Source organism: Actinomadura sp. NPDC049753 (assembly GCF_040674655.1).
GTDB classification, from domain to species: Bacteria; Actinomycetota; Actinomycetes; order Streptosporangiales; family Streptosporangiaceae; genus Spirillospora; species Spirillospora verrucosospora.
This window is the reverse complement of sequence record NZ_JBFARL010000251.1, coordinates 1-10,442: the sequence shown is the minus strand read 5'-3', so window position 1 is coordinate 10,442 and position 10,442 is coordinate 1. Positions and strand designations below refer to the sequence as shown.

General features: G+C 72.7%; 10 protein-coding genes, 1 tRNA gene and 1 pseudogene. 8 read left to right on the top strand and 4 right to left on the bottom strand.

The window, feature by feature from the left end:
* Together AB0K37_RS36990 and AB0K37_RS36985 are read left to right on the top strand one after the other, a co-directional pair.
* A pseudogene (locus tag AB0K37_RS36990) lies at positions 1–516 on the top strand (ABC transporter ATP-binding protein); the annotation flags it as partial.
* A 46-nt stretch (positions 517–562) separates the two neighbouring features.
* The gene (locus AB0K37_RS36985) at positions 563–1,681 is read left to right on the top strand and encodes an amidase (RefSeq protein WP_363989421.1); all 1,119 of its coding nucleotides are present in this window, start codon (positions 563–565) and stop codon (positions 1,679–1,681) included.
* Between the two features lie 52 nt (positions 1,682–1,733).
* On the opposite strand, the gene AB0K37_RS36980 is transcribed toward AB0K37_RS36985, so the two are convergent.
* Together AB0K37_RS36980 and AB0K37_RS36975 are read right to left on the bottom strand one after the other, a co-directional pair.
* Complete coding sequence (locus tag AB0K37_RS36980; RefSeq protein WP_363989418.1) at positions 1,734–2,222, bottom strand: MarR family transcriptional regulator; 489 nt, start codon at positions 2,220–2,222, stop codon at positions 1,734–1,736.
* A 44-nt stretch (positions 2,223–2,266) separates the two neighbouring features.
* Positions 2,267–3,073, bottom strand: coding sequence for a patatin-like phospholipase family protein (locus tag AB0K37_RS36975; RefSeq protein ID WP_363989416.1), 807 nt, complete (start codon positions 3,071–3,073; stop codon positions 2,267–2,269).
* 115 nt (positions 3,074–3,188) lie between these two features.
* On the opposite strand from AB0K37_RS36975, the gene AB0K37_RS36970 reads away from it, so the two are divergent.
* Entirely contained in the window at positions 3,189–3,977 is a 789-nt protein-coding gene (locus AB0K37_RS36970) for a trans-aconitate 2-methyltransferase (protein WP_363989414.1), read from the top strand.
* Positions 3,978–4,151: 174 nt separating this feature from the next.
* Complete coding sequence (locus AB0K37_RS36965; RefSeq protein WP_363989411.1) at positions 4,152–4,514, top strand: VOC family protein; 363 nt, start codon at positions 4,152–4,154, stop codon at positions 4,512–4,514.
* Here AB0K37_RS36965 and AB0K37_RS36960 read toward each other — a convergent pair.
* Both AB0K37_RS36960 and AB0K37_RS36955 read right to left on the bottom strand, forming a co-directional pair.
* A complete protein-coding gene (locus AB0K37_RS36960) occupies positions 4,506–5,252 on the bottom strand; it encodes a TetR/AcrR family transcriptional regulator (protein WP_363989408.1) in 747 nt (248 codons plus the stop codon). The genes AB0K37_RS36965 and AB0K37_RS36960 overlap by 9 nt on opposite strands.
* A gap of 53 nt (positions 5,253–5,305) precedes the next feature.
* Positions 5,306–6,259 (bottom strand): acyl-CoA desaturase, encoded by a 954-nt coding sequence (locus AB0K37_RS36955; RefSeq protein WP_363989405.1) that lies wholly within the window; start codon positions 6,257–6,259, stop codon positions 5,306–5,308.
* Between the two features lie 382 nt (positions 6,260–6,641).
* Here AB0K37_RS36955 and AB0K37_RS36950 point away from each other — a divergent pair.
* The 4 genes from AB0K37_RS36950 to AB0K37_RS36935 form a co-directional block, all read left to right on the top strand.
* A tRNA-Gln gene (locus tag AB0K37_RS36950) sits at positions 6,642–6,713 on the top strand.
* A 167-nt stretch (positions 6,714–6,880) separates the two neighbouring features.
* Positions 6,881–8,326, top strand: a complete 1,446-nt coding sequence (glmU, locus tag AB0K37_RS36945; protein ID WP_363989402.1) for a bifunctional UDP-N-acetylglucosamine diphosphorylase/glucosamine-1-phosphate N-acetyltransferase GlmU — start codon at positions 6,881–6,883, stop codon at positions 8,324–8,326.
* A gap of 195 nt (positions 8,327–8,521) precedes the next feature.
* A complete protein-coding gene (locus AB0K37_RS36940; protein WP_141578287.1) occupies positions 8,522–9,502 on the top strand; it encodes a ribose-phosphate diphosphokinase in 981 nt (326 codons plus the stop codon).
* A 281-nt stretch (positions 9,503–9,783) separates the two neighbouring features.
* The coding region (locus tag AB0K37_RS36935; RefSeq protein ID WP_363989399.1) for a 50S ribosomal protein L25/general stress protein Ctc at positions 9,784–10,442 on the top strand (659 nt) is incomplete at its 3' end.

Below are 10,442 nucleotides of genomic sequence, written 5' to 3'. Positions count from 1 at the left end.
CTGATGGCCGAACCCAACGTCCTCCTGCTGGACGAGCCCACGAACGACCTCGACATCGAGACCCTCACCGAGGTCGAGGACCTCCTGGACGGCTGGCCCGGGACCCTCGTCGTCGTCAGCCACGACCGCTACTTCCTGGAGCGCATCACCGACCACGTCGTCGCGCTGCTCGGCGACGGCCGCGTGTCGCTGCTGCCCGGCGGCGTCGACGAGTACCTCGAACGCCGCGCCGCCGGGACCGCGCCGAAGCCCGGCGCGGTCCGCGCCGAGCCCGCCGCGGCGCCGCCCAAGCCCAAGGCGGGCGGCCAGGACTGGAAGGCCCGCAAGGAGCTCGACCGCCTCGAACGCCGCCTGGAGAAGCTCGCTGGTCAGCAGGCCGCCCTCCACGAGCAGCTCGCCGCGCACGCCACCGACTACGCCAAGCTCCAGGAGCTGGACGCCCGGCTCAAGGAGGTCCAGGCCGAGGCCGCCGGCGTCGAGGAGGAGTGGCTCATGCTCGCCGAGGATCTCGGTTAGCAGGACGTTCCTGGCGGTTCGCGGGCACACGGGGCATCATCCCTGAATGACGACCTGGATCATCAGGACGGACGAGCCGGGCGACGGCCCGCGGCTCGCCGTCAAGGACGCGATCGACGTCGCCGGCCTGCCCACCACCGCGGGCTGCCGGGCCGTCGCCGAGCGCGCCGAGCCCGCCGCCGCGGACGCGCCCGCCGTCGCGTCCGCCCGCGCGCAGGGCGCCCGCATCGCCGGGAAGACCAACCTGAACGAGCTGTGCATGGCCGCGGACGGCGTCAACCCCTGGTCGGGCACGCCGGTGAACCCGCTCGACCCGTCGCGGGTGCCGGGCGGCTCGTCCAGCGGCTCCGCCGTCGCCGTCGCCACCGGCGAGGCCGACGTCGCCTTCGGGACCGACACCTCCGGGTCGATCCGCATTCCGGCCGCCTGCTGCGGCATCGCGGGCCTGAAGACCACGAACGGCCGCGTCTCCCTGGACGGCGTGCATCCGCTGTCGCCGACGCTGGACGTCGTCGGGCCGATGGGCCGCGACGTCGCCGCCGTCGTCCTCGGCATGCGCCTGCTCGAACCCGGCTTCACGCCCGCCCCCTACGACCCGTCCATGACCGTCGCGCGCCTCCGCGTGGACGGCGTGGACCCGGCGGTCGACGCCGCCGTCGACGAAGCGCTGCGCCGCCTCGGCCCCGTCACCGATGTCACGTCCGAGCACTATGCCGACGCCGCCACCGCCAACGGCGTCATCATCAGCGACGAGGCCCCGCGCCTGAACGGGAGCCTGCTCACCGAGCCGGACAAGCTGAGCGGCCGCATCGCGCGCCGCATCCAGCACATGATCGACGTGTCCGGCGCCGGGATGCTCGACCGGGCGCTCGGCGTGCGGAAGGCGATCAGGGCGGAGCTCGACGCGATCCTCGCCCGGCACGCCGCCATCGCCCTGCCGGTCCTGACGTGCCTGCCCCCGGAGCCCGATGAGGCGGACGAGTCCGACCTCGTCCTCACGACGCTCGTGGGCCAGATCAACGTCGCCGGGCTCCCCGCTTTCGCCCTGCCCGTCCCGGTGCCGGGCTCGCACCTGCCCGCGTCCGTCCAGCTCATCGGCCCCGCCGGAGGCGAGGAACGCCTCTGCGCCGTGGCCGCCGCCCTGGAAACCGCCCTGACCCCCTGAAGCGGGGTCCTCGGCCGGGGCACGGGGTCGGGCGGCCGGAGCGACACGACGGCTACGCGTCGAAGGGGATGAGGAGGGTTCGCAGGAGGTCGGCCAAGGCTTCGCGCTGGTCGGGAGAGAGGCCTTCCAGGATCGCCTGCTCGCGGCGGAGCAGGTCGGCGAAGGCGGCGTCGACGCGGGTCAGACCCGCGTCGGTGAGGCGGACCTGCACGCCGCGCTTGTCCTGCGGGTCGGGATGCCGCTCCACCAGGCCCGCCGCTGCCAGCCGGTCGATGCGGTTCGTCATCGTGCCGGAGGTCACCAGGGTGGCGTGCAGGAGGCGGCCCGGGCTCAGACGGTAGGGGGCGCCCGCCCGGCGCAGCGCGGTGAGCACGTCGAACTCCCACGGCTCCATGCCGTGGTCGGCGAACACGGCGCGCCGGGCGCGGTCGAGGTGCCGGGCCAGGCGGGACACGCGGCTGAGGACCTGCAGCGGCCGGACGTCCAGGTCCGGGCGCTCGCTGTTCCACGCCTCGACCAGCCTGTCGACCTCATCGCGCATGCCGCCACCCTACCTGTCTTGATATCGAGAAAGACGGGGCGCGATCAGCGGCGGGCGGCCAGCGCGGCGGTGATCCGCTCGGCCGCCTCCGGCGCCTGCCTGACCCCCTCCCGGTAGACGGGCGTCCAGCGCGAGCGGTCCCCGAGGTTCGGCCCGAACGCCTCCAGCGCCCGCGCGTCCGGGACGATCCGGAGGCCTGTGCCGCCGCCCCGCATGTGGGGCATCGGCTCCACCGCGACGAGCGGCCCGGCTCCCTTCGCCAGCTCCGCATCCGACCATCCGGCGAACGCGCCGTCCATGTAGCGGCGCCCGCCGATCGGCACCGGCTCGGCGAAGCCGGGTGCGGCGCTGCTCGCGGCCACCGCCAGCGACAGCGGGACGCCGCTCGACCCGTCCCACAGCACCGGTTCGCCCGACACGGCGTCCACCCCGGTGATCAGCAGCCGTGCGTCCGGCCACGTGTCGGTCCCGACCAGGTACCGCATGCTCGCGCGGTGGCGCTCGGCGGGAAGCGCGGCCGCGTCCAGGGCCAGCCGCCCGATCCGCCGCCTGGCCTCGTCCGGTTCCAGCCCCGGGGCGGCGCCCACCTCGAACACCCGCGCCATCACCGAGCCGTCCGCCGGCGCCGGGGGGCCGTCGCGGGGCGGCAGTTCCTCCAGCGCAGCCAGGTCCCTGCCGGCGGCGATCGCCGCGCCGGCGATGGCGCCCGCCGAGGTCCCGACCGTCAGGGCCGCACTCGCCAGGTCCGCGCCCGCCTCGCGCAGCCCCGCCGCGAGCCCGATCAGCCACGCCGTCCCGACCGGCCCGCCGGGGCCGAGCGCCAGCGCCCATCCGCTCTCGTCGTCTGTCATGCCGGTGAGCCTAGGAGCGCCGCGGACGGGGGCGCATCCGTCAGTCGACCGGTCGCCGGGACACGCACCCCAAGACTCTTGACATCAAGATATGCCCCGGGCATGATGTTTCTTGATGTCGAGACAAACCGCGGCCGTGTGGGACCCCGCGCAGTACGGGGTCTTCGGCGACGAGCGCGCCAGGCCCTTCACCGAGCTCGCCGGGCGGCTCGGCGGCGCCCCGCCCGCGCGCGTCGCCGATCTCGGCTGCGGGAGCGGAGAGCTCACCGCCACCCTCGCCGCCCGCTGGCCGGACGCCGTCATCGACGCCTTCGACAGCTCGCCGGAGATGATCGCGGCCGCCCGCGCGCACGAGATCCCGGGGCGCCTCGCCTTCCGCGTCGCCGACGTCGCCGCCTGGGAGCCCGAGGGGCCCCTCGACCTCGTCATCTCCAACGCCGTCCTGCACTGGCTCCCCGAGCACCCGCGCCTGCTGCCCCGCTGGGTCGGCGCCCTCGCCCCGGGCGGCCGCCTCGCCTTCCAGGTCCCCGGCAACTTCGACGCGCCCAGCCATGTCCTGCTCCGCGAGATGGGCCGCTCCGAACGGTGGCGCGGCAAGCTCGCCCACCTCCAGCACGACGCCCCCGTCCTCGACCCCGCCGGATACGTCGACCTCCTGGCCCGCCTCGGATGCGCCGTCGACGCCTGGGAGACCACCTACGCGCAGGTCCTCCACGGCGAGGACCCCGTCCTCGAATGGGTCAAGGGCAGCGCGCTGCGCCCCGTCCTCACCGCCCTCTCGCCCGCGGAGGCGGACGAGTTCCTCGCCGAGTACCGCGAGCGGCTCAGGCGCGCCTACCCCGCCGCCCCCTACGGCACCGTGTTCCCGTTCCGGAGGATCTTCGTGATCGCCACCACCCCCTAGACGGGATGCCGCCCGCCCCGCCCGAGGGAAGCGACTCGTTCCCCTGCGGTGTGCCATCTCCGGCGGACGGGCGGCGTCCGCGAAACCCGGCTCGCGACCCGAGACCGGCGACCCCTGCCGGCGGCCTCCCGGACGAACTCCGGGCGGCCGCCGGTGTCATGTCCGGAGGCGACCATGATCATCGGTGTCCACCACGTGCAGCTCGCCGCCCCGCCCGGCGGTGAGGACCGGCTCCGCGCGTTCTACGGCGGCGTCCTCGGCCTTGAGGAGGTGCCCAAGCCGCCCGAACTCGCCAAGCGCGGGGGCGTCTGGTTCCGCGGCCCGGGCGTCGAGCTCCACCTCGGCGTCGAGCCCGGCTTCCGGCCCGCGCGCAAGGCCCACCCGGGCCTGCTCGTCGACGACCTCGACGCCCTCGCGGCGCGCCTGCGGGCCGCCGGCCACGAGGTCACGCCGGACGACCTGTTCCCCGGCCACCGCCGCTTCTACGCCGACGACCCCGTGGGGAACCGTCTGGAGTTCCTGCGGCCCTCAGGCTGACGGGTCGGCGATCTCCTCGAAGTCGCGCCGCGTCCGGCGGTGGACCTTCTCGGCCTTGGCGGCGGCCTTCCCCTCGGCCCGCTCGGCCTTGGCGGCCGCCTTCTCCGCGCGCTTCTCCTGCCGCTCCATCTCCTTGCGGCGGCGGCGCGGGTCCAGCGACGGCCTCGGTTCGAGCCCGGACAGGCCGTTCCACGCCAGGTTCACGATGTGCGCGGCCACGTCCTCCCGGTGCGGTTTGCGGACGTCCAGCCACCACTGGCCCGTGAGCGCCACCATGCCGACCAGGCTCTGCGCGTACAGCGGCGCGAACTTGTCGTCGTAGCCGTGCCGGTCGAACTCCTGCGCCAGGATGTGCTCCACCTCGCCGGCGATCTCGCTCAGCAGGCTGGCGTAGCTGCCCGTGCCCGTCCCGCCGTGCGAGTCGCGGACGAGGATGCGGAACCCCTCCGGGCGCTCCTCGATGTACTCCAGCAGCGCCAGGGCCGCCTTCTCCAGCTTGCTCCGGTAGTGGACGGCCGAGTTCAGCGAGTCGGTGACGAGACCCAGCAGCCGCTCGAACTCCCGGTCGACGACGACCGCGTAGAGCCCCTCCTTGCCGCCGAAGTGCTCGTACACCACCGGCTTGGACACCCCGGCGGCCGACGCGATCTCCTCCACCGAGGTGCCGTCCAGCCCGCGCTCGGCGAACAGCGTCCGGCCGATGTCGAGGAGCTGCTCGCGGCGTTCCTTGCCGGTCATCCGCTTTCTGCGGGTCCTGGGAGCGGGATCTGTCACGGCATCAATTGTGGCGGTCAAACCGCCTGCTTCGTGCGCTTGGCGGCCAGCCTGTCGGGGTTCGGCCACCGGACGTCGTGGGCCAGGCGCATCTTCTCGAACGCCCAGATGATGCGCGCACTGATGTCGACCTGCCCCTTCAGCACGCCGTGCCGCGCGCAGGTCGGGTCCGAGTGGTGCAGGTTGTGCCACGACTCGCCCAGCGAGGGGATCGCCAGCCACCACACGTTGCGCGACTTGTCCCGGACCTCGAACTCCTCCTTGCCGAACGTGTGGCAGATCGAGTTGATGGACCAGGTCACGTGGTGCACCAGGGTGATCCGGACGAACCCGGCCCAGAACAGCGCCGTGAGGAAGCCCGTCCACGACATGGTGACCAGGCCGCCGATCACGGCGGGGAGCAGGAACGACGCCGCGACCAGGCCGGGGAAGGCCAGGTGGATGCGCCGGATGTCGCGGTCGTTGAGCAGGTCCTTGGCGAACCGCTGCTTGGAGGTCCGGTTGGCGTCGAACAGCCAGCCGTAGTGCGCCCAGGCCAGCCCCTTGGCCAGGGCCTTCCAGTCGTCGCCGAACCGCCACGGCGAGTGCGGGTCGAACTCCTTGTCCGAGTGCTTGTGGTGCCGCCGGTGGTCGGCCACCCACGTGATGACCGGCCCCTCGATGGCCAGGCTCCCGGCCAGCGCCATGAAGATCTTCAGGCCGCGCGTGGCCTTGAAGGAGCCGTGGGTGAAGTAGCGGTGGTAGCCGACCGTGATGCCGCCCGCGGACACCAGGTAGAAGACCGCCGTGAGGACGACGTCCGTCCAGCCGAGGAACCGTCCCCAGGCCAGCGGGACGGCGGCGAACAGTGCCAGGAAGGGCAGCGCCGTGAACGCGGCGATCAGCGCCCGTTCACCGTTGCCGCGCTGCTGGGGCGCGAGTTCGGGACGCCGCTGCGGGCGAGGTGGATCCATGGCCGGAGCTGTCGTCATGCGTCATCACTTCTTCCCGTGACTCGGGGCAGCCTTACCTACGCCAACGTAACCTACGAATCCGTAGGTTGGGCAGAGCCGAACAGTAAAATCGGTGGGAAACTGCCTCTTCGGTCACATAACTCTCTTGCGGAACGGGGGTCGCCGGCCGCCCGAGGACGCGCGGGGGGACCGGGGTGCCGCCCGACCGGGCCCGGGCCGACCGGCACGCAGTTTGCTTGCTCGGTAGCACACGTTCTAAACCGGCCGGGACGGAACGACCATGGTGGGCGACGGCGGCCGCGGCCGGGCGGATGGCCATATGAGGTGGGCTCTCCCGGGCGTGTGTCGGTATCGTGGGGGCCGGTCGGTTCGCGGCTCTGTCCGGATCCGTCTGCTTTGATCCGGCGTGGTGTAATTGGCAGCACAAGGGTTTTTGGTGCCCTTAGACAAGGTTCGAGTCCTTGCGCCGGAGCTGTCTGAGACGCCCGACCGGGTGGCCGCGGGTGGGCGGTGGGGTGACAGGAGCGAGGTGGGCGGTATCCTGCCGGTGTCGGGTTCGCCCCGGCCTGCCGTGTCGTGATGTCGCAGGTGGGCGGGCCCGCCGACCGATCCCCGTCCGCGATGCCGAGGAGCCTCCTTGTGAGCGCTGCGAGCCGCCCGGCCGCCGTCATCGTCCTCGCCGCGGGCGAGGGCACCCGGATGAAGTCCCGTACCTCGAAGGTGCTGCACGAGCTGTGCGGGCGCAGCATGCTCGGCCACGTGCTCGCCGCCGCCCGCGAACTGGAGCCCGAGCGGCTCGTCGTGGTCGTCGGTCACCGGCGCGAGCAGGTCGTCGGGCATCTCGCCGAGCACGCCCCGGACGCCGAGGCCGCCGTGCAGGAGCGGCAGGGCGGGACGGGCCACGCCGTGCGGATGGCGCTGGAGCAGACCGGCGCCCTGGACGGGACGGTCGTCGTGACGAACGGCGACCACCCGCTGCTGCGGGGCGAGACCCTGCGGGCGCTGGTCCGGGCGCACGAGGACGAGGGCAACGCCGTCACCGTGCTGACCACCGAGATGCCGGACGCGACCGGCTACGGGCGCATGATCCGGGCGGCGGACGGCAGCGCCGAGGCGATCGTCGAGCACAAGGACGCCACCGAGGAGCAGCGCGCGATCAACGAGATCAACGTCGGGATGTACGCGTTCGACGGCGCGCTCCTGGCGGACGCGCTGAAGCGGGTGACGACCGACAACGCGGGCGGCGAGGAGTACCTCACCGACGTGGTGGCGATCCTGCGCGGCGACGGCCACCGGGCGGGCGCGCACCTGGCCGCCGACTGGGTGGAGACCCAGGGCGTCAACGACAAGGTCCAGCTCTCGCAGGCGCGCAGGCAGCTGAACGACCGCATCCTGGAAGCGCACATGCGGGCCGGGGTCACGATCATCGACCCGGCCTCCACGTGGATCGACGTGCACGTGACCGCCGAGCCGGACGCGGAGATCCACCCGGGGACGCAGCTGCACGGCCGGACGCACCTCGGCGAGGGCGCGCGGGTCGGTCCCGGCTGCACGCTGACCGACACGACGGTCGGCGCCGGCGCGTCGGTGACGAACGCGGTGTGCGTCGGGGCGCAGATCGGGCCGGAGGCGTCGGTCGGGCCCTACGCCTACCTGCGGCCCGGGACGAGGCTCGCGGCCGGGGCCAAGGTCGGGACGTACGTCGAGACCAAGAACGCCGACATCGGCGAGGGCACCAAGGTGCCGCATCTGACCTACGTCGGCGACGCCGAGATCGGCGCCGGCTCGAACATCGGCGCGAGCTCGGTGTTCGTCAACTACGACGGCGTGGAGAAGCACCGCAGCGTCATCGGGTCCCACGTGAAGGTCGGCAGCGACAACATGATCGTCGCGCCGGTGACGATCGGGGACGGCGCCTACACCGCGGCCGGCTCGGTGATCATCCAGGACGTCCCGCCGGGGGCGATGGCGGTCGCGCGGGGGCGGCAGCGCAACGTCGAGGGCTGGGTCGAGCGGAAGCGGCCGGGGACGCCGGCGGCCGAGGCGGCCCGCAGGGCCCGGGCCGGCGAGGAGAGCGCGACTTAGCGCGCCCGAAGAGGACTGCCCCGCCTCAGGGCGGGGAGGTGGAGGACGACGGCGTCTTCCGGAACAACACAGGGCCGCCCGACCGGAGAGCGGCCCGACGACAAGACGACCCGCGCGCCGGCTCTTTGGTGCGCGGGGGGTGGGGACGACAACCCACATGTAGGGCACAGTTCCATTGAGGGGGAGTTGTCAGAGGTGAGTGGGATAAAAACGAGCGGCCAGAAGAAGCTGATGCTCTTCACCGGCCGAGCCCACCCTGACCTGGCCAGGGAAGTAGCCGACAACCTCCAGGTCGAGCTGACGCCGACGTCCGCGTACGACTTCGCCAACGGCGAGACGTTCGTGCGGTTCCTGGAGTCGGTCCGCGGCTCCGACGCCTTCGTGGTCCAGAGTCACACGGCTCCCATCAATCAGTGGATCATGGAGCAGTTGATCATGGTGGACGCGCTCAAGCGCGCGTCGGCCAAGCGGATCACGGTGGTCGCGCCGTTCTTCGGCTACGCACGGCAGGACAAGAAGCACCGCGGCCGCGAGCCGATCTCGGCGCGGCTGATGGCCGACCTGTTCAAGACGGCGGGCGCCGACCGGCTGATCACCGTGGACCTGCATACCGCGCAGATCCAGGGCTTCTTCGACGGCCCGGTGGACCACCTGTTCGCGCTGGACCTGCTGGCCCGGCACTTCGAGAGCCGGCTGGACACCTCCCAGGTCACCGTGGTCGCGCCGGACGCCGGCCGGGTGCGGGTCACCGAGCGGTGGAGCGACCGGCTGGGCGGCGTCCCGATGGCGATCATCCACAAGAAGCGCGACCCGGACGTGGCCAACGAGGTCAAGGTGTTCGACGTGGTCGGCGAGGTCGCCGGCCGCACCTGCGTCGTGGTGGACGACATGATCGACACCGGTGGGACGATCGTGAAGGCGGCGGACGCGCTGTTCGACCAGGGCGCGACCAAGGTCGTCGTCGCGGCGACGCACGGGGTGCTGTCGGGCCCGGCGGTGGACCGGCTGAAGAACTCCCGGATCTCCGAGGTGGTGCTGACCAACACGCTGCCGATCCCGGAGGAGAAGCAGTTCGACAAGCTCACGGTGTTGTCGATCGCGCCGCTGGTCGCGCGTGCGATCAACGAGGTGTTCTCCGACGGCTCGGTCACGAGCCTGTTCGGCGGCCACAGCTAGACCTCGACCTCGGGCGCGGCGCGTGCCGGCGGCCGTGGCGGTGGCCATGGCGCCGGCAGGGCCGTGGCGTTGGGCGTTGCCGTGTTGGGCTAGACTTGTGCAACCGCGTATGCCCCAGGACGTTCAAGTGCGGTGCCCGCGAAGGGGCCGCACTCCCCGGGGAACGCAAACGAATCTTTGAGCGCGCCCGCCTTCGACGGCGCGCGAGGAACGCAACGCATCGTCCGTAGCGGACGTCCGATGGCGGACGGCCGTGGAAGCAACAACGAGGAGTTTTCGCCGTGTCCGAGGTACGCATTGCCGCCGAGCCGCGCACCGAGTTCGGTAAGGGTGCCGCGCGGCGCACCCGCCGGGCCGGCAAGGTGCCCGCCGTCCTCTACGGTCACGGCACCGACCCGCAGCACATCGCGCTGCCGGGCCACGACCTGATGCTCGCGCTGAAGACGCCGAACGTGCTGCTGACCATCGAGGGCCTCTCCGGGGGCGCCGAGCTGGCGCTGCCGAAGGACGTCCAGCGCGACCCGGTCAAGGGCTTCCTGGAGCACGTCGACCTGCTTCTGGTGAAGCGCGGCGAGAAGGTCGTCGTCGACCTGCCGGTCAACCTGGTCGGCGACGTCGTCGCGGGCGGCGTCGTCCAGCAGGAGCTGGTCCAGGTGTCGGTCGAGGCGGAGGCGACGCACATCCCCGAGGCCGTGGACCTGTCCATCGAGGGCCTGGAGGTCGGGACGCAGGTGCTGGCCGGCGACCTGAAGCTGCCGTCGGGCGTCACGCTGCAGGTCGACGCGGAGGCCCTCGTCCTGCAGATCGCCGACGCGACCGCGTCGGCCGGCGCGACCGAGACCGTGGCGGAGGCCGAGGCGGCCGAGGCGGCCGAGGCGGCCGCGGCGATCAAGGTCGCCGGGTCCACGGTGGAGCGGGCGACGCTGCACAACGCGAGCGA